26 protein-coding genes are annotated in these 23,786 nt (G+C 68.8%); 20 read left to right on the plus strand and 6 right to left on the minus strand.

Features of this window, described 5'->3' with window-relative positions; genetic code table 11:
* The first annotated feature begins 11 nt into the window (after positions 1–11).
* The 10 genes from C5E06_RS01390 (at position 12) to C5E06_RS01430 (ending at position 7,640) form a co-directional block, all read left to right on the plus strand.
* On the plus strand, positions 12–530 hold the full coding sequence (locus C5E06_RS01390) for a MarR family winged helix-turn-helix transcriptional regulator (protein ID WP_104240072.1): 519 nt from the start codon (positions 12–14) through the stop codon (positions 528–530).
* Positions 531–592: 62 nt separating this feature from the next.
* Entirely contained in the window at positions 593–778 is a 186-nt protein-coding gene (locus tag C5E06_RS18895) for a hypothetical protein (RefSeq protein WP_146080459.1), read from the plus strand.
* Positions 779–888: 110 nt separating this feature from the next.
* Complete coding sequence (locus C5E06_RS01395) at positions 889–1,332, plus strand: PaaI family thioesterase (protein ID WP_104240073.1); 444 nt, start codon at positions 889–891, stop codon at positions 1,330–1,332.
* 81 nt (positions 1,333–1,413) lie between these two features.
* Positions 1,414–1,851 (plus strand): DUF3151 domain-containing protein, encoded by a 438-nt coding sequence (locus C5E06_RS01400; protein ID WP_104240074.1) that lies wholly within the window; start codon positions 1,414–1,416, stop codon positions 1,849–1,851.
* Between the two features lie 129 nt (positions 1,852–1,980).
* The gene (locus tag C5E06_RS01405; RefSeq protein ID WP_104305762.1) at positions 1,981–3,267 is read left to right on the plus strand and encodes an adenylosuccinate synthase; all 1,287 of its coding nucleotides are present in this window, start codon (positions 1,981–1,983) and stop codon (positions 3,265–3,267) included.
* A 115-nt stretch (positions 3,268–3,382) separates the two neighbouring features.
* Positions 3,383–4,144, plus strand: a complete 762-nt coding sequence (locus C5E06_RS01410) for an alpha/beta fold hydrolase (RefSeq protein ID WP_104240232.1) — start codon at positions 3,383–3,385, stop codon at positions 4,142–4,144.
* Between the two features lie 57 nt (positions 4,145–4,201).
* A complete protein-coding gene (locus C5E06_RS01415; RefSeq protein ID WP_104240076.1) occupies positions 4,202–4,618 on the plus strand; it encodes a DoxX family protein in 417 nt (138 codons plus the stop codon).
* 9 nt (positions 4,619–4,627) lie between these two features.
* Positions 4,628–6,220, plus strand: coding sequence for a CYTH and CHAD domain-containing protein (locus C5E06_RS01420; protein WP_104305763.1), 1,593 nt, complete (start codon positions 4,628–4,630; stop codon positions 6,218–6,220).
* A gap of 53 nt (positions 6,221–6,273) precedes the next feature.
* The gene (locus tag C5E06_RS01425; protein WP_104305764.1) at positions 6,274–7,068 is read left to right on the plus strand and encodes an SDR family NAD(P)-dependent oxidoreductase; all 795 of its coding nucleotides are present in this window, start codon (positions 6,274–6,276) and stop codon (positions 7,066–7,068) included.
* Entirely contained in the window at positions 7,065–7,640 is a 576-nt protein-coding gene (locus C5E06_RS01430; RefSeq protein WP_181062851.1) for a pyridoxamine 5'-phosphate oxidase family protein, read from the plus strand. Before C5E06_RS01425 ends, C5E06_RS01430 begins: the two co-directional genes overlap by 4 nt.
* A 5-nt stretch (positions 7,641–7,645) precedes the next feature.
* On the opposite strand, the gene C5E06_RS01435 is transcribed toward C5E06_RS01430, so the two are convergent.
* Both C5E06_RS01435 and C5E06_RS01440 read right to left on the minus strand, forming a co-directional pair.
* Positions 7,646–8,785, minus strand: coding sequence for a hypothetical protein (locus C5E06_RS01435; RefSeq protein ID WP_146081270.1), 1,140 nt, complete (start codon positions 8,783–8,785; stop codon positions 7,646–7,648).
* Positions 8,786–8,986: 201 nt separating this feature from the next.
* Positions 8,987–10,174, minus strand: a complete 1,188-nt coding sequence (locus C5E06_RS01440; protein WP_104305766.1) for an ROK family transcriptional regulator — start codon at positions 10,172–10,174, stop codon at positions 8,987–8,989.
* A 169-nt stretch (positions 10,175–10,343) separates the two neighbouring features.
* Between C5E06_RS01440 and C5E06_RS01445 the strand changes: the two genes are divergently transcribed.
* The 5 genes from C5E06_RS01445 to C5E06_RS01465 all read left to right on the plus strand — a co-directional run bounded on the left by C5E06_RS01445 (position 10,344) and on the right by C5E06_RS01465 (position 16,494).
* On the plus strand, positions 10,344–11,873 hold the full coding sequence (locus C5E06_RS01445) for a sugar ABC transporter ATP-binding protein (protein ID WP_104305767.1): 1,530 nt from the start codon (positions 10,344–10,346) through the stop codon (positions 11,871–11,873).
* Complete coding sequence (locus C5E06_RS01450; protein ID WP_104305768.1) at positions 11,870–12,964, plus strand: ABC transporter permease; 1,095 nt, start codon at positions 11,870–11,872, stop codon at positions 12,962–12,964. Before C5E06_RS01445 ends, C5E06_RS01450 begins: the two co-directional genes overlap by 4 nt.
* A gap of 122 nt (positions 12,965–13,086) precedes the next feature.
* Entirely contained in the window at positions 13,087–14,160 is a 1,074-nt protein-coding gene (locus C5E06_RS01455; protein ID WP_104240084.1) for a substrate-binding domain-containing protein, read from the plus strand.
* Positions 14,161–14,247: 87 nt separating this feature from the next.
* Positions 14,248–15,480 (plus strand): Gfo/Idh/MocA family protein, encoded by a 1,233-nt coding sequence (locus C5E06_RS01460; protein WP_104305769.1) that lies wholly within the window; start codon positions 14,248–14,250, stop codon positions 15,478–15,480.
* A 3-nt stretch (positions 15,481–15,483) separates the two neighbouring features.
* Positions 15,484–16,494, plus strand: coding sequence for a sugar phosphate isomerase/epimerase (locus tag C5E06_RS01465; protein ID WP_104305770.1), 1,011 nt, complete (start codon positions 15,484–15,486; stop codon positions 16,492–16,494).
* A 45-nt stretch (positions 16,495–16,539) separates the two neighbouring features.
* Here C5E06_RS01465 and C5E06_RS01470 read toward each other — a convergent pair whose 3' ends face one another.
* Positions 16,540–17,019 carry an Lrp/AsnC family transcriptional regulator gene (locus C5E06_RS01470; RefSeq protein ID WP_104305771.1) on the minus strand — a complete coding sequence of 160 codons (480 nt, stop codon included), beginning with the start codon at positions 17,017–17,019 and terminating at the stop codon, positions 16,540–16,542.
* 89 nt (positions 17,020–17,108) lie between these two features.
* On the opposite strand from C5E06_RS01470, the gene C5E06_RS01475 reads away from it, so the two are divergent.
* The 4 genes from C5E06_RS01475 (at position 17,109) to deoC (ending at position 20,144) form a co-directional block, all read left to right on the plus strand.
* Entirely contained in the window at positions 17,109–17,726 is a 618-nt protein-coding gene (locus C5E06_RS01475; RefSeq protein ID WP_104305772.1) for a YitT family protein, read from the plus strand.
* A 592-nt stretch (positions 17,727–18,318) separates the two neighbouring features.
* The gene (locus tag C5E06_RS01480) at positions 18,319–18,969 is read left to right on the plus strand and encodes a GNAT family N-acetyltransferase (protein ID WP_104305773.1); all 651 of its coding nucleotides are present in this window, start codon (positions 18,319–18,321) and stop codon (positions 18,967–18,969) included.
* 57 nt (positions 18,970–19,026) lie between these two features.
* Positions 19,027–19,452, plus strand: coding sequence for an organic hydroperoxide resistance protein (locus C5E06_RS01485; protein ID WP_104298057.1), 426 nt, complete (start codon positions 19,027–19,029; stop codon positions 19,450–19,452).
* Positions 19,452–20,144 carry a deoxyribose-phosphate aldolase gene (gene deoC, locus C5E06_RS01490; protein ID WP_104305774.1) on the plus strand — a complete coding sequence of 231 codons (693 nt, stop codon included), beginning with the start codon at positions 19,452–19,454 and terminating at the stop codon, positions 20,142–20,144. The genes C5E06_RS01485 and deoC overlap by 1 nt, the downstream gene beginning before the upstream one ends.
* 125 nt (positions 20,145–20,269) lie before the next feature.
* Here deoC and C5E06_RS01495 read toward each other — a convergent pair whose 3' ends face one another.
* Both C5E06_RS01495 and C5E06_RS01500 read right to left on the minus strand, forming a co-directional pair.
* Positions 20,270–20,920 (minus strand): GntR family transcriptional regulator, encoded by a 651-nt coding sequence (locus C5E06_RS01495; protein WP_104305775.1) that lies wholly within the window; start codon positions 20,918–20,920, stop codon positions 20,270–20,272.
* An 11-nt stretch (positions 20,921–20,931) separates the two neighbouring features.
* Positions 20,932–21,993 carry a cation diffusion facilitator family transporter gene (locus tag C5E06_RS01500; protein WP_104240093.1) on the minus strand — a complete coding sequence of 354 codons (1,062 nt, stop codon included), beginning with the start codon at positions 21,991–21,993 and terminating at the stop codon, positions 20,932–20,934.
* 128 nt (positions 21,994–22,121) lie between these two features.
* Here C5E06_RS01500 and C5E06_RS01505 point away from each other — a divergent pair, with 128 nt between their 5' ends.
* Positions 22,122–22,511 carry a chorismate mutase gene (locus tag C5E06_RS01505; RefSeq protein ID WP_104240094.1) on the plus strand — a complete coding sequence of 130 codons (390 nt, stop codon included), beginning with the start codon at positions 22,122–22,124 and terminating at the stop codon, positions 22,509–22,511.
* A 67-nt stretch (positions 22,512–22,578) separates the two neighbouring features.
* On the opposite strand, the gene C5E06_RS01510 is transcribed toward C5E06_RS01505, so the two are convergent.
* On the minus strand, positions 22,579–23,766 hold the full coding sequence (locus C5E06_RS01510) for a MalY/PatB family protein (protein WP_104298062.1): 1,188 nt from the start codon (positions 23,764–23,766) through the stop codon (positions 22,579–22,581).
* Positions 23,767–23,786: the final 20 nt, after the last annotated feature.

The raw sequence follows: 23,786 nt of genomic DNA on the forward strand, positions 1-23,786 counted from the left end.
CGAGGAGGACCATGGCGCACACGCCCGCTGAGCGCTCGTCCGGGTACTGGTACCCGACCGGCGGAGAGCATGCGACCTCGGTCGACGTGCTCAACCTGCTGCGCGACTACCGCGAAGCGGAGGCGAAGATGCGAGCGCGGACGCGCTCGTCGATGCGGATGAACGAGAACGACCTGCTCGCGCTTCGCTTCCTGCTCCAGCAGCAGCGCCAGGGCAAGGTCGTCGTGCAGAAGGACCTGGGGGAGCGGCTCAAGATCTCCTCCGCCTCCGTCACGGGCCTCGTTGATCGCCTCGTGAAGAGCGGTCACGTCGAGCGGCGGCCGCACCCCACCGATCGGCGGGCCTCGATCATCGCGTCGACCGCGGAGTCCGACCGTGAGGTGCGGGAGACGCTCGGCCTCATGCACCAGCGCATGATCGCGGTCGTCGACTCGCTCACGACCGAGGAGCTCGACGGGGTGGCGAAGTTCCTCTCCGGCATGGTCGGCTCGGTCGAGGCGGCCGAGCCGCAGGGCGCTCCGCAGCACTAGTGGGTGCCTCCTCGAGAGTCAACCCCCGTCTTCGGCTTTGTTTAGTTAAATAAGCTACCTATGTGCTCAAACAACGACGCAGGCTCAACCGCAGTGCAGTAGCCGCCGCTCGACGACGGGCAGAAGAGCGCTACTGGGACGTCTACCAGCGCACCATCATGCCCGGGGAGCTTCTTGCGCTCTGCTTCGTGGGTGCCACCATCTCGATCGGAATCGCGGTCTCGTTCTTCGCCTTCCTCCCCTGGTAGCGCGAGCGGCCACTTGGATGGTCGCCACAAGGCTCTCGAAGTGCCAGCCGATGGGTGCGAGGCTCTTCGGTGCGCATCCATCTCCGGATGCCATGGCGCAAAGGAGCGACATGACCGACCCGACTTCGATGACCGGCCTCGAGCAGCTGAGGGCTCACCTCGCGAACGGTGCAGAGATCGCTCCGATCGCGCAGCACTTCGGCATGACCGTCGTGAGCTTCGCCGAGGGCGAGGTGATCTTCGAGGGTGTTCCCGACCGGTCGCACTACAACCCCATCGGAACCGTGCACGGCGGATTCGCGGCGACGCTCCTCGACTCGGCGTGCGGCACGGCAGTCCACACGACGCTCCGCCCGGGGCAGGCCTACACATCCCTCGAGATCAAGGTCAGCTTCCTGCGCCCCATGACCGTGGAGACGGGCCCCGTCCGGGTGCGCGGTCGCGTCGTGAAGTCAGGGGCGAGGGCGGCGTTCGTCGAAGCCGAGCTCAGGGACTCCGCCGACGTGCTCCTCGCTACGGCGACCAGCACGTGCGCGATCTTCCCAGCGCGCTGACCCGGTCTTCTGAGTCGCGCTTCTCCACAGCTTCACTTCTCGAGCGCGCCCCGAAACGAGCACAGGATAGAATCGGCTCCCGTGACCGGAACGAATCTCCTCGGCATCCCCGAGACGCGCCTTGCGGCTGAGCCAGAGGTCGTCGACGACCTGTCCAACCTGCCCCACGACCAGGCCGCGCTTGCAGCCATCGTCGAGAAGCACCCGGCCTCATCGCTGGCGTGGGCGACCCTCGCAGACGCCGCGCACGCCGACGGCAACACGATCGGCGCGTACGCCTACGCACGCGTCGGCTACCACCGGGGGCTCGACGCCCTTCGCAAGGCCGGGTGGCGAGGCCAGGGCCCCGTGCCGTGGTCGCACGACCCCAACAAGGGAGTCCTGCGCGCGTTCTACGCTCTCCGACGAAGCGCAGCCGAGATCGGCGAGGAGGGCGAGCCCGAGCGCCTCGCCAGCCTGCTCCACGACGCAGACCCGCAGGCGATCACCGAGATCGAGCGGATGCACGCGGCGAGCTAGCGGCGCACCCGCGCAAGCAGACAAGCAGGAAACAAGGCAGGGCCGCCGAGTCGGTCCGCCGACCGCGCGGCTCACGCCACGCACACGACAGGCGCGAGCTGCGCCGATCCGACAGAACAGGGGCGACACATGCCAGGCGTAGCAATCATCGGCGGCCAGTGGGGCGACGAAGGCAAGGGCAAGGCAACCGACCTCCTCGGCGACCGCATCGACTACGTCGTGAAGTTCAACGGCGGCAACAACGCCGGCCACACGGTCGTGATCGGCAACGAGAAGTACGCGCTGCACCTGCTGCCCTCCGGAATCCTCACCCCAGGCGTGACCCCCGTCATCGGCAACGGTGTCGTCATCGACCTCGACGTGCTCTTCCACGAGATCGACCACCTCGAGGCGCGCGGTGTCGACACCTCCAAGCTGCGCGTCTCCGCGAACGCGCATCTCATCACCGGGTACCACACCACGCTCGACAAGGTCACCGAGCGGTTCCTCGGCAAGCGCCAGATCGGCACCACGGGGCGCGGCATCGGCCCCGCCTACGCCGACAAGATCAACCGCATCGGCATCCGCGTGCAGGACCTCTTCGACGAGAACATCCTCCGCCAGAAGGTCGAAGCAGCGCTCTTCGGCAAGAACCACCTCCTCGTGAAGGTCTACAACCGTCGCGCGATCACGGTCAACGAGATCGTCGACGCGCTCCTCCTCCACGCCGAGCGCCTCCGTCCCATGGTCGGCGACACCTCGCTCGAGCTCTACGACGCCCTCAACGCGGGCCGCAACGTCGTCTTCGAGGGCGGCCAGGCGACCATGCTCGACGTCGACCACGGCACCTACCCGTACGTGACGTCCTCGTCCTCGACCGCGGGAGGCGCATCCACGGGCGCCGGTGTCGGCCCGACCCAGATCAACCGCATCATCGGCATCGTCAAGGCCTACATCACGCGGGTCGGCGCCGGCCCCTTCCCGACCGAGCTGTTCGACGAGTGGGGTGAGCTGCTCCGCACGAGAGGCGGCGAGTTCGGCACCACGACCGGACGCCCGCGCCGCACCGGCTGGTACGACGTTCCCGTCGCCCGCTACACGGCACGGATCAACGGGGTCACCGACTTCGTCATGACGAAGCTCGACGTGCTCAGCGGCATCGAGCGCATCCCCGTCTGCGTCGCCTACGACGTCGACGGCGTCCGCTTCGACGAGATGCCCGTCTCGCAGTCGGACATCCACCACGCGAAGCCCATCTACGAGTACTTCGACGGCTGGACCGAGGACCTCTCCGGATGCCGCACCTTCGAGGAGCTGCCCGAGAACGCGCAGCTCTACGTGCAGGCACTCGAGCGCCTCTCCGGTGCCCGCATCTCCGCGATCGGCGTCGGCCCGAAGCGCGACGAGATCATTCAGATCCACGACCTCATCGACTGACCGCGGGCATCGCCGTCAGCGCCCGTGTGCGGGCAAGCGCTCAACGCCTGAGACAATCGACGACGTGAATAGCGCCCCCGCAGCCCTGACCGTCCTCCCAGACCCCCAGTTCGTGATGGTCGGCGACGGTCACCGCATCGCCACGTACACGTGGGGAGATGTGGACGCGCCGACGGTGATCGTCGTGCACGGCTTCGCGTCGAGCACGAAGGACAACTGGGTGGCGACGGGCTGGGTGCGCGACCTGCTGCGCGCCGGCTACCGCGTGCTCGGCCTCGACCAGCGCGGGCACGGGCAGAGCGACAAGCCCTACGAGGGGCGCGACTACGACATCCGCACGCTGGCCTCCGACGTCGAGGCCGTGCTCGACGCGTACCTCGTCGACACCGCGCTGTACGTCGGCTACTCGCTCGGCGCGCGCGTCGGCTGGGAGGTCGCACAGGACTTCGCCGACCGCATCCCGCGGGTCGTGCTCGGGGGAGTCCCGGATGGCGTGCCGCTCGGGCGCCTCGATATCGATCAGGTGCGCGAGCTCATCGACCACGGCACCCCGGTGCAGGACCCGGTGACGCAGAACTACCTCGCCCTCACGGAGCGCGTCGGAGGCAACGACCTGCGGGCGCTGCTCGCGATCGCCGAGGGGATGCGCGCGTCCGGCAAGGCCGACCCCGACCTCGGCCGTGTGCCGCAGCAGCCGGTGCTCTTCGCGACCGGGTCCCGCGACGGGATCATCGAGGGGTCCAAGGCACTCTCCGCGGCGACGCCCAAGGCCCGCTTCTTCGAGATCCCGGACCGCCACCATTTCAACGCTCCAGGCTCGCGTGACTTCCGTGCCGCAGCCCTCGCCTTCCTCGCCGAGGAAGTCCAAGAGGGCTAGCGGACCCCGGAGGGTGGCGACTGGGTGACGTTCGGGAGCGCCGGGCAAGATGCTTCCATGTCGTCCAGAACACTCGAACGCCGCTCCCGCGGACACGGCGGGGCCATCCCGTGGATCGTCGTCCTTCCCTTCGCCGTCTCCGGCGTCATCCACCTCGTGAAGCCCGCCGTCTTCGAACCGATCATCCCCAAACCGCTGCGGGGGCACAGCCGCGAGCTGGTGGTCGCGTCCGGCGTCGCCGAGCTGGCGTGCGCGGCGGGGCTCGTGCGCCCGTCGACACGGTCGATCGCGGGGCTCGCGAGCGCGGCCGTGCTGCTCGCGGTCTGGCCCGCCAACGCCCAGATGAGCGTCGACCTGGGCCGCCGGGCGTGGCGGAAGCGCACCGCCTCGTCGGTCGTCGCGTTTGTCGTCTCCGTTGCTCGCCTGCCGATGCAGCTCCCGCTCATGAGGGCCGCGTTGGGCTCCGGGAGCTAGCCTTTCCGAATGAGCATCGAGTCGAAGAACGATCAGGTTCGGACGACCTCCGAGCAGCGCGAGATCGAGCGGAAGTACGACATTCCCGAGGGGGCGGGGGAGCCCGAGCTCTCGAAGCTCGGCGCGGGGCTCCGAGCAGGGGAGCCGGTCACGGAGACCCTCGTCGCCGAGTATGTCGACACTCCCGAGCTGGCGATCCTCGACGCCCGCTGCGTGCTGCGTCGCCGCACGGGTGGCGACGACGAGGGGTGGCACCTCAAGCGTCCGCGCAGCGGCGACGAGCGCATCGAGGTCCACGCGCCCGTGGGCGCCCCGCGGCGGATCCCGCCGGAGCTGCGCGCCGAGTTCGCGGACATCATCGGCGAGCGCCCCGTGCTTCCGCTCGTGGAGCTCACGACGACGCGCACGACCACTGAGGTGCGTGGCGGCGGCGCGTGGTCGGCCGGCGGGGCGCGGGATGACGACGACGCGCTCGCTGCGCTCATCTGCGACGACGTCGTGCACGCCAGGGTCGTCCGCATCGGCGAGGAGCGCACGCTCGAGTGGCGGGAGTTCGAGGTCGAGCTGGCGGACGGCGCATCGACCCGGGTCTTCGACGAGATCGAGGCGGTGCTCTTCGATGCCGGCCTCACCCCGTCCATCCACCGTTCCAAGCTCGTTCGCAGCCTCGACGGGGTCCAGCCCGCGCAGGCGCCGACGGGGCAGGGGACGGCCGGCGACGCGGTCGTCTTCGCCATCGCGTCGCGGTTCGGCGAGTTCCAGGAGCAGGAGGCCGCGGCCCGCATCGATGCTCCGGACGCGGTGCACCAGGCGAGGGTCGCCCTGCGCAGGCTGCGGAGCCTCCTCAAGGTCTTCGGCGCCCTGTTCGAGGCGGATGCGGTCGAGTCCCTCGCCGGGGAGCTCAAGTGGGCTGGGGGCGTGCTCGGGGCACCCCGTGATGCGGAGGTCCTCCGCGAGCTCGTGCTCGGCGAACTCGACTCGGCGGGACACCTCGAGGCGGGCGCGGGGGCCGTCGACGTCGCCAGAGCGCGGATCGAGGCGCTCATCGGCGACCGGCACGCAGCCGCCCTCGCATCCTTCCGGACGGAACTCGATGGGGAGCGCTGGGACGCGCTGCACGACAGCCTCGTCTCCTTCGTAACCGCGCCCCCGTTCGCAGGGCTCGCCGATCGGCGTGCCCTCGGCACCATGCGGCGCCTGACCCGCACCGCCATCGCCACGGTCGAGAAGCGGACGGAACGCGCCCGCAAGAAGCCGAAGAAGCTCGAACGCTGGCACGACGTGCGCAAGGCCGCGAAGTCGGTCCGCTACGGCTACGAGGCCATCGACGAGCTGCCGGACGCGACGGCGAAGAAGCAGCGCAAGGAGTGGAAGCGCCTCGCGCAGGCCTTCGGCGAGCTGCAGGACTCGTCGATGCTCGACGAGGAGCTCGGCGTGCTGAGCGAGCAGCTCGGTCAGTCCGCGCAGGAGGAAGAGCGCGGAGAGGCGGGTGCAGAGCACCGCGACGCCGTCGCCGTGCTCTCGGAGCTCCGGACCCGCATCCGCGCCCGCCAGAACGACGCGCTGCGAGTCGCCCGCGACGCCCTCGACGACCTGGCCTGACCGGACGGCGAGATCTGCACGGACCGGTCAGGCGGTGGTGCCAGGATCGGCGCATGCACATCGATCTCTCGGGCCGCACGGCCCTCGTCACGGGTTCCACGCAGGGCATCGGCCTTGCGATCGCCGCGGATCTCGCCGCCGCTGGCGCGCACGTCATCGTGAACGGGCGCGGAGCCGCCAGCGTGGAGTCGGCTGTCGCCGAGCTGCGCGGGCACGTGCCAGACGCGACGATCGAGGGGGTGCCCGCCGACCTCGCTACGGCGGAGGGCGCGGCCGTCGTCCGCTCTGCGTTCCCTGACCTCGACATCCTCGTCAACAACCTCGGCATCTACGGCAGCACGCCCGCTCTCGAGATCAGCGACGAGGAGTGGCTGCGCTACTTCGAGGTGAACGTGCTGTCGGCCGCGCGTCTCATGCGCGAGTACCTTCCGGGCATGACGTCGCGCGGCTGGGGGCGGGTGATCTCCATCGCGAGCGACTCAGCCGTCGTGATTCCCGAGGAGATGATCCACTACGGCATGACCAAGACGGCGCTGCTCGCGGTCTCGCGCGGCTACGCGAAGGCGGTCAAGGGCACCGGGGTGACCGTCAACGCCGTCATCGCGGGGCCGACGCACACCGGCGGGGTCGAGGCGTTCATGGCCGAGCTCGTGGGCGACGACCTCGCCTGGGACGACGCGCAGCGGGAGTTCATGCGACGGCACCGGCCGCAGTCGCTCATCGAGCGTCTCATCGAGCCGGAGGAGATCGCGCACCTGGTCACCTACCTGGCATCGCCGCTGGCCTCGGCGACGACCGGAGGCGCCCTGCGCGTCGACGGCGGCTACGTCGATTCGATCCTGCCGTGAGCGTCGAGCGCAGTATCGATGTTGGCGACATCAGTGAGGTGTGGGCGTCGCTCGTCGCAGCCACGACAGGGCGCACGCCGTTCACGCTCGGCTACCTCGGCACCGTGGCGTCGGGCGGAGAGCCCCGCGTCCGGGCCGTGATCCTGCGAGCCGTGGATGAGCGGCGCGGCATCGTGGCGTTCGCGACGGACAGTCGGACGGCGAAGGTCGGCGAGTTGGCAGAGAACGCTCGAGCGGCCCTCACGTTCTACGATCCGGAGCTCGACGTGCAGCTGCGCCTGGACGGCCGCGCGGAGATCGTCACCGACAGTGCGGTCCGGCGTGAGGTCTGGGAGGGGCTCGGGTCGGGGTCGAAGCGGCTCTACGACAAGCCGGAGGTGCCCGGGACTCGGCTGGCCGATGGGGCCTCCGACGCTCGGGGGACGGGCGATGAGGCTGCGTTCGAGCGCTTCGCGTGGGTCCGCGTCACGGTCGATGCGATCGACGCGGTCGACCTCTCCGGCGCTGAGCACATCCGCTGCCGCCATACACGAGGAGTCGACTCCTGGGCATGCGATCGGCTGGTTCCCTAGGCGCGCTACTGCATGGGCGCGTTCAGGTTCGACGCCCAGGTTCGAATCGCTGAACGCTCGTTCTCGTCGCACACGTAGCCGTAGCCGATGGTCGTGTCGCCGTTCGTGAGCGACCACTCACCGTAGTAGGTCAAGGCGTAGCAGTCGGCCATGGCTTCGGCACTGCCCTGGAACAGGCCCTGCGCGAGCAGGTCGTTGTACTCGCCGCGATAGTCGAAGACGCTGGCGTTGTCGGCACGCTGGTAGACGTGGGCCAGCTCGTGCACGACGGTGAACTTGCTCGACCACTCGCCGAGCTCGCTCTCCGGGAGCAGGTGCACGGTGAGCGAGTCCTCCTTCGTGATGCACCCTGTCGTGCGCCAGTCCTCCCGATCGTCGGCCGTGCACGCGGTTGCCGCATCCCACTGCACGTCGATAAACCCTTTGCCTGCCGTGTCCACGATGCTCTCCGTGACCAAGCCGCTGGTGTTCACGCGCCGGGCTTGAGCCTCAGCGACGCTGACCTCGAGTCCCTCTCGGAAGGTCTTCGCCTGCGCTGCGATCGTCTGCGCGGTGTACTCGAGCAGGTTCGGATCAGCCATCTTCTCGTCCTGCCGGAACAACCACTCGAATTCAGCGACCAGCCAGGCGACGGGAGACTCTTCGAACTCGAGGGACAGCTCGTCGATCTTCGCGCGTTCGTCCGCATAGAGCGCGCGCTGGGTGTCGATCTCGGAGTCTGCCGTGGGGGCGGCGTCGGGTGTCGCCACGCTGGAGGAGCCGCCCGTCTCATCACCCCCGGAAAAGAGCAGCGCGCCGAAACCGGCGAAGACGACGACGGCCACGATGGCCACGACGGCCAGGCATCCGCACCCGGCGAGCCAGCCGCCGACTCCGCGGCTTCGGCGAGGCACGTGAGGCGCCGCCGCCGGTGCGAATGCTGGACCGGCTGGTGACGCCGCTAATTGGCGACCTGGCGCTCGTCCGGTCGACAGCGTCGGGTTGACGCCTCGGATCCAGCGGATGAGCTCAGGGGAAGCGGCTGGGTTCGCGGCGATGAGCGCATGGAGGTCCCAGCGCTGGGCGGCGAGATCGACGAGGACCTGCAACGGTGTGCTCGGATCGCAGGCGATTGCGTGCGCTGCCCTTGGCTGCCGGTCGTTCATGCACTCCCCTTGCTGTTCTGGCTCACCGCTCGGGAGAGATGCGGTGCTGTCTGCTCCAGGAAAGGACTCTCCCGCGGCGATTCTGGCACCGGTCCAGCGTAGTCCGCGGTGCGCTGCTGGCTGCTGCACCGCGTCCGTCTGTCCGAGAGTCGACGATCTGTGTCGCTCGATGGCGTCGCCTGGGCACGCCGGTGGGAGCGGCTAGGCGAGGGCGGCGTCGATGGCGTCGGCCGAGAGCACGTGGTCGATGGCGAGGGCGCTGGCGCCGAGGATCGCGGCGTCGCCTCGGGCTCGCGACGCCACGACCCGAAGGTGCTGCGTCGCGAGCGGAAGTGAGCGCGAGTAGACGACTTCGCGGATGCCGGCCATGAGCTGCTCGCCGGCCTCCGCGATGCTCCCGCCGATGACGATCATCGACGGGTTGAGCATGCTGACGCAGGCGGCGAGCACGGTGCCGACGTCGCGGCCGGCCTGACGGAGGGCGCGGGCTGCGCTGAGGTCTCCAGAGCGCACGAGCGCCACGATCTGCCCGCTGCCCGCCACCTCGATGCCCCCTTCGCGGAGCCTTCTGGCGATGGCGTCGCTCCCGGCGACGGCTTCGAGGCAGCCGAGGTTGCCGCACCTGCAGGGGATGCTCTCGGCGCCAGGCACGGCGATGTGCCCGATGTCGCCTGCGGCGCCCCTGGCGCCGCGTCGCAGCGAGCCGTCCGCGATGATGCCGGAGCCGATGCCGGTCGCGACCTTGACGAAGAGCAGGTCGGAGACCTCGGGCCACTCGCTCCGGTGCTCGCCGAGGGCCATGATGTTGACGTCGTTGTCGACCAGCACAGGAGCGTCGAAGTGGGCGCCGAGCCTGCCGGCGACGTCTGCGTCGTCCCAGCCGGGCATGATTGGCGGGTTGATGGGGCGGCCGGAGCTGAACTCGACGGGCCCGGGGAGGCCGACGCCGACACTCACGAGCTCCCGGCGCCCGCGGTTCGACGCGGCGAGCATCTCGTCGCCCTTCGTGCACACCCAGGCCAGCACCGCGTCCGGCCCGAGGTCGATGGGCAGCTTGTCCTCCGAGTCGGCGATGATGTTCGAGGCGAGGTCGGTGAGGGCCATTCTCGCGTGGGTCGCGCCGAGGTCGACGGCGAGGACAACTCTGCTCTCGGGGGAGAAGGCGAAGACGGCGGGGGGCCTGCCGCCCGTCGAGTGGGCCTCGCCGACGGTCACGATGAGGCCCGCCGCCATGAGCATGTCGATGCGGGTCGCGACCGTGGAGCGAGCCTGGCCGGTGACGGATGCGAGCTCAGCGCGCGTGCGGGGGGCGCCGTCGCGGAGCAGCTGGAAGAGCTCTCCGGGGCCAGGCTGGCGCGACGCCGGCTTCGGCAGCTGCTCGATGACCATGCGCGTCTTCTCTCTCGGATCGGTGGTCGGCGAGAGCCGACTTCGCCACGTTACCGCCCTGACCGTCTTCGGTGACTGCAGCGCTTCTGTGTGGCGGCGTATCTCAATTGTGCAACAGGCAAGACACTTTTGCTTGACCGTCGACAAAAGTGACGGTAGCTTTCGACACATGGTCAACGAAGACCCCACATCGGGTCCCTCCCCCCTCCTGCAGATGCGCGGCATCGTCAAGCAGTTCCCAGGTGCTCGGGCGCTCGACGGCGTCGACCTCGACGTCCTCCCCGGCGAAGTCCACTGCCTGCTCGGCCAGAACGGCGCTGGCAAGTCGACGCTCATCAAGGTGCTCGCAGGCGCACACCAGCCCACCGAGGGCCAGCTGCTCCTGGGCGGCGAGCCCATCACCATCCCCAACCCAGTCGCTGCCCTCGGGCTCGGCATCGCCACCATGTACCAGGAGCTCGACGTCGTCGACGGCCTGACCGTCGCGGAGAACGTGTACCTCGGGCACGAACTCGACACCGCGGGCGTCTCCAGGCGTGCCGAGGCGAAACAGCGGACGAAGGAGATCCTGGCGCGGCTCGGGCACTCCGAGATCTCACCGACGACCGAGGTCGGCGAGCTCTCCGCCGCTGGCAAGCAGATCGTGTCGATGGCACGGGCGCTCTCGCACGAGGCCCGCATCATCGTCATGGACGAGCCCTCCGCGGTGCTCGACTCCGAGGAGGTCGCGAACCTCTTCCGCGTGGTCGAGGAGCTCACGAAGGCGGGCGTCGCGATCATCTACATCTCGCACCGGCTCGAGGAGATCCGCACGATCGGCGATCGCATCACGGTGCTCAAGGACGGCCGCACGGTCGCCCAGAACCTGCCGGTCAGCGAGACTCCGACCTCGGAGCTCATCACCCTCATGACCGGCCGCAAGGTCGAGTACCTGTTCCCCGAATCCCCTGAGCTCCCATCGGATGCCCCCGTGCTGCTCGACGTGCAGGACCTTGCGCTCGCGGACACGTTCTCCGACGTCTCCTTCACCGTCTCAGCCGGCGAGATCGTCGGATTCGCGGGGCTCGTCGGTGCCGGCCGGAGCGAGATCATGGAGACCATCTACGGTGCGCGCAAGGCGACGGGCGGCACGGTCACGGTCGAGGGCAAGACGCTCGCGCGCGGTTCGGTCACGGCCGCCGTGAACGCGGGCATCGGCCTCGCGCCGGAAGAGCGCAAGAGCCAGGGGCTCCTGCTCGACGAGCCCGTCTACCGGAACATCACGCTCTCCACGTTCCAGCGCTTCGCCTCGTTCTCCTGGCTGAAGGAAGGCGACGAGCGCCGCGCTGCGCAGGAGCAGGCGGAGTACCTCGACCTGCGGCCGGCTGGCGTCGACCGCGACATCCGCACGCTCTCGGGCGGCAACCAGCAGAAGGCGATGCTCGCCCGCTGGCTCGTGCACGGCTGCCGCGTGCTGCTGCTCGACGAGCCGACCCGAGGCGTCGACGTCGGCGCGCGGGCCGAGATCTACGCGCTCATCCGCAAGCTCGCCGACGAAGGCGCTGCGGTTGTCGTCGTCTCCAGCGAGATCCCGGAGGTCCTCGGCCTCGCCGACCGGGTGCTCGTCGTCTCCGAGGGGCGAGTCGTCCACCAAGGCCCAGCATCCGCTCTCGATGAGCACGCCGTACTCGACATGGTTATGGAAAGCAGCGCAGCATGAGCACTCAGACTCCCCAGTCCTCCGCCCCGAACGGCGGCTCGCCATCCCAGGACGGCACGATCATCGCCCCCGCCGCCGACGAGAGCTCCCGCGTGGAGCACGAGGTCGCCAGCGACAACGCCAAGCGCGGCGGCTTCTTCCGTGGCAGCTCTGCCCGCAACTTCGGCCTCATCCTTGCGCTCGTCGTGCTCTGCATCGCGGGCACGGTCTCGGCGGGTGAGCGCTTCGCGAGCGTCGACAACCTCATGGTGGTGCTGAGCCAGGCGTCCATCATCGGCGTCCTCTCGATCGGCATGACGTTCGTCATCACGGCGGGCGGCATCGACCTGTCCGTCGGCTCCGTGCTCGGGCTCGCCTCGGTCTGGGCGACGACGCTCTCCACGCAGGCCTACGCGGAAGCCTGGGGATGGTGGGTCATCGTGCTCACATCGCTGCTCGTCGGGCTCGGCGCCGGTGTCGTCAACGGTGTCCTCATCGCCTACGGCAAGGTGGTGGCGTTCATCGCGACGCTCGCCATGATGGTCGCCGCCCGTGGGTTCGCGGAGCTCATCGCCGGTCGTCGCACGCAGATCGTCAACGTCGACTCGTTCCTCGAGACCTTCCGCGGCGACCTCCTCGGCATCCCGGTCATCGTGTGGATCTTCGTGCTCGTCGCGATCGGCGGCTGGTTCCTCCTGAACCGCACCACCTTCGGGCGCCGTACGGTCGCCGTCGGCGGCAACCCGGAGGCCGCGCGCCTCGCCGGCATCAAGGTGAAGCGCCACACGATGTACCTCTACGCGCTGGTCGGTCTGACCGCCGGCATCGCGTCCATCATGATGCTCGCCCGCACGACGGCGGGCTCGTCCACCAACGGCATGCTCTACGAGCTGGATGCGATCGCGGCGGTCGTCGTCGGCGGCACCCTGCTCGTCGGCGGTCGCGGCACGATCGTCGGCACCGTCCTCGGCGTCCTCATCTTCGCCACCCTCACGAACATCTTCATCCAGGCGAACCTCGACAGCTCCGTGCAGGCCATCGCGAAGGGCGCGATCATCGTGATCGCCGTCCTCCTGCAGCAGCGCTTCTCGTCGCGGGCCAAGACGTCCTAGCCGCGGGACGGGGCGCGAGCCAGGCCCTCCAGCCCGATCCTCTCCAGACCCATCCTCTCCAGACCCACCGAACCTCACCAGACCCAAACCCCATCACCATGGCAGCATCAAAGGAGATCCCCATGTCCACGAGTTCCTTCAGGAAGACAGCTTCCCGAAAGCGCCGGATCCTCGCAGCAGGCGCAACGGCCGCTTCGGCGCTGCTGCTGCTCACCGGCTGCCTCTCGAACACCCCGCCGGCGGCGGAGGGCGAGGCGCCAGCAGGCGGCAACGCCACGGCGTCCGACAACGACGCGGCCGGCGAGCCGCTGGTCATCGGCTTCTCGGCCCCGGCGGCCGACCACGGCTGGATGGGCGCAATCACGTCCGCCGCCGAGGCGGAGGCCGCGAAGTACGAGGACGTCGAGCTTCGCGTCGCAGAGGGCACGAATGACGTGAACCTCCAGATCAGCCAGATCGAGGGCTTCATCAACGACGGCGTCGACGCCATCGTGCTGCTGCCCTTCGACGGCGCCGCCCTCACCGAGGTCGCGACCAAGGCCATGGAGGCGGGCATCCCGGTCATCAACGTCGACCGCGAGTTCACGAGCCCCTTCGCCGCCCGCACGACGGTGCTCGGCGACAACTACGGCATGGGCGTCAGCGCCGGCACGTACATGTGCGAGCAGCTCGCGGACAAGCCAGACGCCGTGGTCGCCGAGATCGCCGGCATCGACTCCCTGCCGCTCACCCAGGAGCGCAGCCAGGGCTTCGCGGATGCGCTCGGTGACTGCGGTCTCGAGGTCTCGAACCGTGTCGCTGCCGACTTCACGGTGCAGGGCGGTGAGCAGGCGGCCACGAACCTCCTGCAGGCCGCTCCGCAGATCGACGCGATGTGGAACCACGACGACGACCAGGGTGTCGGTGTCCTCTCTGCCATCGAGAACGCCAACCGCGACGAGTTCTTCCTCGTCGGCGGTGCGGGCTCGGCGAACGTGATGCGCGAGATCCAGGAGGGCGACAGCGTCGTCAAGGCGACCGTCGTCTACCCGTCGACGCAGGCGGCCGACGGCATCAAGCTGGCCCGCCTCATCGCGCACGACCGCTCGCTCGGCGACCTCACGTCGCAGAGCGTCCCGCGTCTGGTGCAGCTCTACGCTCCCGTCGTGACGAGCGAGAACGTCGGCGACTACATCGACGCGGCGTTCGAGTCGTAACCAGCTGCTCACACTGTCCGCGCGGGGCGGGGCTCTCCTCCTCTCTGACTCCGCCCCGCGTTGGCCTCCTGAACGAAAGAGTGAACAATGAGTCAAGACGCACAGCCGGACCTGGGCATCGGCATGGTCGGCTACGCCTTCATGGGGGCCGCGCACTCGCAGGCGTGGCGGAACGCTCCCCGCTTCTTCGACCTGCCGCTCGCGCCCAAGATGCGCGTCGTGGCTGGCCGGAACGCCGCGAAGGCGGCGCAGGCCGCTGACAAGCTCGGCTGGGCGTCGAGCACCTCCGATTGGCGGGAGCTGCTGACTCGCGACGACGTGCAGCTCATCGACATCTGCTCGCCGGGCGACACGCACGCCGAGATCGCCATCGCGGCGCTCGAGGCGGGCAAGCACGTGCTCTGCGAGAAGCCGCTCGCCAACACGGTCGAGGAGGCCGAGCGGATGAACGCTGTGGCGATCGCCGCCGAGGCCCACGGCGTGCGCGCCATGGTCGGCTTCACGTATCGGCGAGTGCCGGCGATCCGCCTTGCGCAGCAGCTCGTCGCGGAGGGTCGCATCGGCGACATCCGTCAGGTGCGAGCCCAATACCTGCAGGACTGGCTCGCTGACGAGAACGCGCCGCTCTCCTGGCGTCTCGACAAGGAGAAGGCCGGCTCGGGTGCGCTCGGCGACATCGGGGCGCACATCGTCGACCTCACCCACTTCATCACCGGCCAGCAGCTGAGCGGAGTCTCGGGTCTCGTGGAGACATTCGTGAAGGAGCGACCCGTCGCCGAGGACTTCGCGGGGCTCTCCGGAACCGGCGGCACCGAGCGCGGTCCCGTCACGGTCGACGACGCCGCAGTCTTCTTCGGTCGCCTGCAGGGCGGCGCCATCGCCGTCTTCGAGGCGACGCGCTTCGCGTACGGCCGGAAGAACGCGATCAGGCTCGAGATCAACGGAACGACGGGATCGATCGCCTTCGACTTCGAGGACATGAACGTGCTCGAGTACTTCGACGCGAGCGGCGATCCCACCACGGCCGGGTACACGCGCATCATCGTGACCGAGCCAGAGCACCATCCATTCATCAAGGCGTGGTGGCCGGCCGGCCACGGGCTCGGCTACGAGCACGCCTTCACGCACCAGGCGGTCGAGCTGGTCGAGGACATCGCGGCTCACCGCGCTCCGGCGCCCTCGTTCGCCGACGGCCTCGCCGTTCAGCGGGTGCTCGCCGCCGTCGAGGAGAGCTCGGCACGCGGCAGCTCGTGGGTCTCGATTCCCGTTCCGAGCGATGCCCCGCACACCTCAGTCGAACCAGAACTCCAGAGGAGCTAGTACATGTCTCGTCCTGTCACGTTGTTCACCGGTCAGTGGGCCGATCTGCCGTTCGAGGAGGTTGCTCGCCTGGCGGGGGAGTGGGGCTACGACGGCCTCGAGATCGCCTGCTGGGGTGATCATCTCGACCCGTGGCGGTGGGATGACGCCGAGTACGTGGCCTCCAAGCTGGAGGTGCTCGAGCGCAATGGCCTCAAGGTGTGGACGATCTCGAACCATCTCAAGGGGCAGGTGGTGTGCGACGACCCGATCGATCAGCGCCACCGCGACATCGTGTCCGACCGCGTGTGGGGGGACGGGGAGCCGGAAGGGGTGCGGCAGCGTGCCGCGGAGGAACTGAAGAACACCGCCCGCCTCGCAGCGGCGCTGGGCGTGAAGACGGTGACCGGCTTCACGGGCTCGTCGATTTGGAAGTACGTGGCGATGTTCCCTCCTGCCACGGAGGCGATGGTGGATGCCGGCTACCAGGACTTCGCCGACCGGTGGAACCCGATCCTGGATGTGTTCGAGGAGGTCGGGGTCCGGTTCGCGCACGAGGTGCATCCGTCCGAGATCGCGTATGACTACTGGACCACGAAGCGTGCGTTGGAGGCGATCGGGCATCGGGAGTCGTTCGGGTTGAACTGGGATCCGTCGCACATGGTGTGGCAGGACATCGACCCGGTGGGGTTCTTGTGGGACTTCCAGGACCGCATCTATCACGTGCACTGCAAGGACACGAAGAAGCGCCTCAGCAACGGCCGCAATGGGCGGTTGTCCTCGCACCTGCCGTGGGCGGATCCGCGGCGTGGGTGGGACTTCATCTCGACCGGGCACGGGGACGTGCCGTGGGAGGACTGCTTCCGCATGCTGAACGCGATCGGCTACGAGGGGCCGTTGTCGGTGGAGTGGGAGGACGCGGGTATGGACCGTCTCGTGGGTGCTCCTGAGGCGTTGGGGTTCGTGCGCAAGCTGTCCACGTATCGTCCGTCGGAGGCGGCGTTCGACTCGGCGTTCTCCACGAAGCAGGACTAGCCCCGAAGCAGGACGAGCCCACGAAGCAGGACGAGCCGGCGCGGATCAGCCCTCTGCGAGGTCGTCGAGGATGAGTGCCAGCCGGTACGGCACGACCTCGGAGAGCGAGACGGTGGTGCTCGTCCGGGTGACGCCGGGCAGCTCGAGCATTGCGCGCGTCACTCGATGCAGGTCGCTGGTGTCCTTGGCGACGACACGCGCCAGCAGGTCGGCATCGCCGGTCGTCGAGTGCACCTCCACGACCTGGGCCATCTCGCCGAGTCGCTCGTAGGCCTCGTCGGCGGCGTTCTGGCTGAGGGAGAGCGCAACGAAGGCGGTCAGCGGATAGCCGAGGGCGGCGGCATTGAGGCGGGTGCTCTCCGGCGAGAGCATCCCCTCGTCGGCGAGCCGCGACAGGCGAGCGTGCACAGTGTTCCGGGCGACGCCGAGCTCTCTCGAGAGGGCGAGCACGGACGCGCCGGGGAGTCGGTCGAGCGTCCGGATGATGCGGGCGTCAAGGGCGTCGAAGCCGCGATGATTGGGCAAATCTCCTCCTCAGGTGCGGAGAGCGTGCAAACTGCTCAGTCTGCGCAGCTTGTCTTGCGCAGACTACCCCCGGGCGACATGCTCGGCGCATGCCTGAACTCGTCGCGCCTCCACGCCACCGCGCTCTCGACGACATCGCCGGCCTCGCCGTCGGAGTTCTGGTCATCTCGTTCGGGCTCTTCCTCCTCAAGTCGGGCGGCCTCGTCACCGGAGGGACCGCCGGCCTGGCGCTGCTGCTCGGGTACGTGCTGCCCGTTCCATTCGGGGTCATCTTCGTCGTCGTGAACCTGCCGTTCTTCGCGCTGGCCGCTCGAGGCAAGGGCTGGCGGTTCGTCGTGAGGAGCCTCGTCTCGATCGCGCTCGTCTCCGTGCTGACCTCGCTGCATGCATCCGTCGCGGGGGTTGGGCCTCTCGAGCTGCCTCCCGTCTACGCGGCGGTGCTCGGCAACGTCCTGTGCGGCGTCGGGCTGCTCATCCTGTTCCGACACAACTCGAGTCTCGGCGGATTCACCGTCGTCGCACTCGTGGCGCAGGAGAAGTTCGGCGTGCGGGCCGGCTACGTGCTGCTCGCGCTCGACTTGCTGGTGGTGCTTGCCTCCTTCACCGTCCTCGACCCGTCGCAGGTGCTCATCTCGGCGTTCGGTGCCGGCGTGCTGAGTCTCATCATCATGCTCAATCATCGGCCGGGCAGGTATCGAGCCTCCTGACCTCAGGCGCCCGTCACCGCCCGCGCATGCAGTGATGGGCACCAACCTCCCCCGAGGTTGGTGCCCATCGTCCCCTGCCGCGGTCGCCAGGTGAGGAGTGCAGTCGGGCGTCGTCCCCCGATGACGCCCACCCCGTGTTGATGCGGGCTGCAGTTTCTCGAACCCGGCGTTACGCGCCGGCGAGGGGAGTATTTGGTTGCTCTCTGTTCCGTTCGCCGCCTCGAGCCGCAGCTCGAGATCTCACGGATGTGGTGGCTGTGCCGCCGAAGGCTGCTTCACTTTCGTGGGGTTGCCCGGGCGGTGCCGTTTCGCTCACCACATGAAGGAAGCTAACACGGTGGTGGCGGGCCGACGCACGCGTCTGGTGTCGCTAATGAACCGTTTAGTCCATTCGGATCGTCCACATGTCTTTTGGTCGGTGTGCTCGCGAATCCATGCCTGATCTGGCGATTCGCGGGGTCTGCGTCGGGCCGGTCCAGGCTGCGAAAGCGGAATCGGCATTCCGTGCCGCTGTGCCCGAACCCGCAGCGCGCCTCCCGGCGCTGGACGCGTCGGTGTCGATCGGCGCGCTCGGATCGTGTTTCATGAGGGTATGCATCTCGAACCCTCGCAGGTACTCGAAGGCCGGCACGTCTCGCTGCATCCGGCGAGCGCGGCAGGCTGGGCGGAGCTGGGCGATGTCCTCTGCGTGCCAGAGGTGTTCGCCTCCGGATGGGGTGGGGGTCCCGCTGGGATGCCCGACCGTCGAGACTGGGGCGACTGGGTGGAGAACTACACGCCTGGGCCCCGACACGGATGCACCTACGTCGTCAGAGTCAACGGCGGACCGCAGCACGGGCGGGCTGTCGGCACGACCTCGATCGGTCGCGTCGACCTGGCCAGGGAGTCGGCGGAGATCGGGTGGACCGCCTACGCGCCAGCGGTGTGGGGGACCGTCGTGAACCCGGCCACGAAGCTGGTGCTCCTCGACCACCTCTTCCGGGTGGGCTTCGGGAGGGTCGAGTTCAGCGTCGACAACCGCAACGAACGCTCGCAGGCGGCGCTCGCCAAGCTCGGCGCTGCCCGGGAGGGGGTGCTGCGGCGTCATCAGCTCCGTGCGGACGGCACCTGGCGAGACACGGTCCGCTTCTCCGTCATCGAGCCAGAGTGGTCGACCGTCCGCGAGCGGCTGCGTGCACGTGTCGAGGCCGGGCAGGCGCTGGTGGGCGAGGCGGGTTTCGTCGACGGAAGATCAGCCCGCTGAAGGAGAACGCGGAGCTCGGCTCAGCGTGTCCGTCAGCAGACGTGGTTCCATGGACCCATGACGACTCCTGTGTACACCGCAATTGCCCACGCTTCCGGTGGTGGCCGCGACGGCCACGTGCGTTCGGAAGACGACCGCATCGATCTCGACACGCGTCCCCCGAAGGAGATGGGTGGCAGCGGAGAGGGCACCAACCCTGAAGAGCTCTTCGCCGCTGGATACTCGGCCTGCTTCCTCGGCGCATTCCACGCGGCAGGAAAGCAGCTCGGCAAGGACACGAAGGACGCCGCCGTCTCCACCTCGGTGGGAATCGGCAAGCGCGAGCCCACTGGCTTCGAGCTCTCGGTGGTCCACGACGTCTACGCGCCGAACCTGTCGAGCGAGGAGACCCAAGAGGTCGCTCGCATCGCGCACGAAGATATCTGCCCCTACTCGCACGCCACCCGCGGCAACGTCGACGTGCAGATCAACGTCGTCAGCTGATGGCGGAGGTGAACGAACAGTCGCATCCGGATGACCGGGTCACGCGAGCCGAGCTCGCGGGCATCGTTGACCACACGCTGCTGAAGACCGACGCGACCCCTGGGCAGGTGGCTGCCCTCCTCGAGGAGGCCAAGGCCCTGAAGGCGTTCTCCATCTGCGTCTCGCCCAACATGCTCCCCGTGCAGGGAGACCCGGGCGAGGTGAAGATCGCGACCGTGGTCGGCTTCCCCTCCGGGAAGCACCACTCCGCGATCAAGGCTGCAGAGGCGGCGCGGGCCGTCGCCGACGGCGCCGACGAGCTCGACATGGTCATCGACATCGGCATGCTGAAGGCTGGCCGGGCCGACCTCGTGCAGGCGGACGTCGCCGCGGTCCGCGAGGCCGCCCCTTCCGCACTCCTCAAGGTCATCATCGAGTCTGCCGCGCTGACGGACGACGAGATCGTCGCCGCCTGCCAGGCTTCCGAAGCCGCGGGGGCCGACTACGTGAAGACGTCGACGGGCTTCTCGGCCGCTGGCGGAGCATCCACCCATGCCGTGGCGCTCATGCGTGCCACGGTCGGCGAACGGCTCGGCGTGAAGGCGTCCGGCGGTATCCGCTCGACGGCGGATGCGCTTGCCATGGTCGAAGCCGGCGCCTCACGCCTCGGCCTCTCCGGAACGGCAGCTGTGCTGGACGGCCTCGGCGGCTAGGAGTCCCGCCTTCCGGGTTCCCATTCGGCGGCCCGGAACGCTGAACGTGCGAAGAGCGCATGCCCTCAGGGGCATGCGCTCTTCGTCGTTGTGCCTCGAGCTCGCGCGCCGGTCGCGGTGCCCGTTCAGGCGGTGCGCGGTGTGAGGTGCCGGTGCACGGCCTCGTGGATGCCCTCGATGTCGCCCTTCTCGGTGAGGCGGACGAGTTCCTCGTGATGGGTGCTGAAGTCGCCGAGCGCGGGGTGCGCGCCGATTGCGTGCGAGGTGCAGATGAGCGACTCGGTCGCGATGGTCGAGTACGCCCGGGAGAGGCGCGAGTTGCCTGCACTCTCGACGAATCTCCGGTGGAAGGCGTGGTCGAGGCGGAGTGCCCGGATCTCGTCGCCGGCATGGGCGGCTTCGTGCAGCTCCGCCACGACGGCGGACAGGGTCGAGGCGATGCTCGCCCGCTCGGCGGGGGGCTTGGCCGCGATGACGGCGGCGGCCGCGCACTCGAGTGCTTCCCTGGCCGCGAAGATCTCCGCGGCGTCCTCGTCGGTGAGTTCTCGGACGAAGACGCCACGATTGCGGCGGCTCTCGAGCAGGCCCTCCTGGACGAGCCGCTGCAGCGCCTCACGAACCGGCCCGCGCGAGACCTCGTAGTCAGCGGCGATGCGCGCTTCGTTCAGCTGTGCACCTGGTGCGAACGAGCCGTCGATGACCTGCTCGCGGAGATGGTCGGCGATGATCGCCGAGGTCTGCTGGCTCTGGAGACCAAGCGTGGCTGCTGCGCTCATGGGGTGCGTCCTCAGCTGTGGAGCTGGCCCGAGTGGGCCGCGTGGTCGACATGGGTGGCGGGCTCGACCTGGAAGGTGCTGTGGCTCGTCTCGAAATGCTCCTTGAGGCACGCATCGAGCTCGCACAGCACCGCGTCGAGGCCCCGCTCGTCGAGCGTCTCCGGGGCGACGACGACGTGGGCGGAGAACATGGGCACGCCGGAGGTGATGGTCCACGCATGCACGTCGTGCACATCCACGACCCCGGGCACGGACCGCAGGTGCCTGCGAGTGGCGTCGAGGTCGACGTTCTTCGGGGTGGCTTCCATGAGCACGTCCACGACCTCGCGGAGCAGGCTGATGGCCCTTGGGAAGATGAGGACGGCGATGAGGATCGACGCGATCTGGTCGGCGACCATCCACCCCGTCACCCAGATGACGATGGCCGCGATGATGACGGCCACGGAGCCAAGCAGATCGCCGAGGACCTCAAGGTACGCGCCGCGCACGTTGAGGCTCTCCTTCTGGCCCGATCGCAGCACGAGGAGCGAGACGAGGTTCGCGACGGCTCCGATGACCGCCGCGGCGAGCATGATGCCGGACTCGACCTCCACCTCCTGCCCGAATCGGCGGATCGCCTCGATGAAGATCGTGACGGCGATGACGCCGAGGATGAGTCCGTTGATGAGTGCCGCCAGCACCTCCGCTCGCTGGAAGCCGAAGGTGCGGCGGGAGGATGCGGGGAGCGTCGCCACGTAGCTGGCGAGGAGCGCGACGGTGACGCCGGCCGCATCCGTGAGCATGTGGCCGGCGTCGGCGAGCAGGGAGAGCGAGTTCGAGGCGAAGGCTCCGACGATCTGCACGAGGAAGACGCTCGCCGTGATGGCGAGGACGATGATGAGCTTCTTGCGGTGCTTGCCCGTGGCCGTCGTGTGGTCGCCGAGCCCGTGGCTGTGCCCGTGGTCCTCGTGGAGCTCGGAGGAGCGTTCGACGCACGGATGCGTCGGGCTGAAGGCCTCGCCGCCGTCGTGGTCGTGCGCCGGCTGATCGCCGTCGTGGCGGTGGCCGTCGGCAGGCTCGGTGGGGTTCGACATGCGTCCAGGCTAGCCCTGCTGTCTATTGTTGACAATCTCCAATCCTGGGACGGTTGCGGGGAGTATCGGTCCCGTGCCGCGCCTGGCGCGTATTTCTCGCGACACGGAGCCAGCGCTAGGCTCCTGGCATGTCCTCATCGAGCGAAGCCCCCGCAGTCAGGAACGAGCACGTCGATGGCGTCGAGGCCCCCGCATCCGCTCGCGACGCGCAGGTCCAGCACACGTCGGACGATGCAGCGCTGCGCCGGCTCACCTCGATCCGCGGCAGCATCGACAACATCGATGCCGCGCTGGTGCACATGCTCGCCGAGCGCTTCAAGTTCACGACCCTCGTCGGTGAGCTGAAGGCGGAGCACGGCCTTCCGCCCGCAGACCCCGACCGTGAGCGACGCCAGATCCTCCGCCTCCGCCAGCTCGCGGAGGAGGCGCACCTCGACCCCGAGTTCGCGGAGACGTTCATCAACTTCGTCATCGCCGAGGTGATCCGCCACCACGAGCGCATCGCCGAGCAGAACTAGGCGATCAGGTCTCGGCGAGCGGGCCTAGGCCCGCCCGCCTGCCGCTCCGTTGGGAGGGTGCGGTGCCCTAGCGGGCCGCGAGAGCGTCGGCCATGCGCTGGATGATCTCCTCGATCACCGGCTTCGGGGTGGCGAACACGATGCGCACGTACTGCTCGAAATCGGCACCGCAGGACGCACCTGCGGTCAGGGTGACGCCGGCGTTGTCGAGGAAGAACTTCGCGGGTGAGCCATCGATGCCGAGGGCTGACACGTCGAGCCAGGCCACGTAGGTCGATTCGGGCACGATGGCACGCACGCCGGGCAGGAGCTCGGCAACCAGCCGGAAGAGGAGGTCGCGGTTCTCGACGAGCGCCGCGTTCACCTCGTCGAGCCAGCCGTCGCTGTCGCTGTACGCGGCCTCGGCGGCGAACGCACCCAGGATCGACGAGCCCCACACGACTCCGAAGCCGAACGTGCGGTAGTGCTCGAGATCGGCGTCGTTCGTGAAGATGATCTGCGCGGACTTCAGGCCAGCGACGTTCCACGCCTTCGAGGCCGCCGTCGAGGTCACCGAGTGGCGGGCCGCTTCGGCCGAGACGGACGCGTACGGGATGTGCTGCGGCCCATCAAGGGTGAGCGGCGCCCAGATCTCGTCCGCGAAGACGCGGCCTCCGCCGCGCTCGACGATGTCGGCGAGGCGGAGGAGCTCGTCCCTCGTGTAGACGGCGCCCGTCGGGTTGTGCGGGTTGACGAGCACCACGTTGGCCGGCCCGTTCGCGAAGGCACGCTCGATGCCCTCGAAGTCGAGCGTCCAGCGCTCGTCTTCGATCACTCCCGCCACCTCGATCGTCTCGCGCCCCTGCAACGCGTCGGTCACGAGGAACGGCATGTACGCGGGCGTCGGCACGATGATCGGAGAGCCCGGAGCCGTGAAGTGACGCACGAACACGTCGAAGGCGCCCATGACATCGGCGATGTGGTGGATGCGCTCGGGCTCCACCGCCCAGCCGTAGCGTCGCTCGAAGAACGCGGACGCGGCCGTCGCCGTGCGCGCCCAGGTGGGCGGGGCGAGATAGCCGAGCTCGTCCTTCTCGACTGCTCCGAGGATCGCCTGCCGCACGTTCGACGCCGTCCCGAAGTCCATCTCCGCGACCCACGCGCCGATGGTGCCCTCGTTGAGGCTCCACTTTCGGCTGTCGGGGCGGGCCAGCTCCGCGCGGGTGACGGCGTCGAAGCGCCTCGTGGTCTCGGTGCTGCTTGTCGGCGAGGGCATGTGGGAAACGTAACCACGCA

It is taken from the genome of Pseudoclavibacter sp. RFBI5 (assembly GCF_002931395.1).
In the GTDB taxonomy this organism is placed as follows: Bacteria; Actinomycetota; Actinomycetes; order Actinomycetales; family Microbacteriaceae; genus Pseudoclavibacter.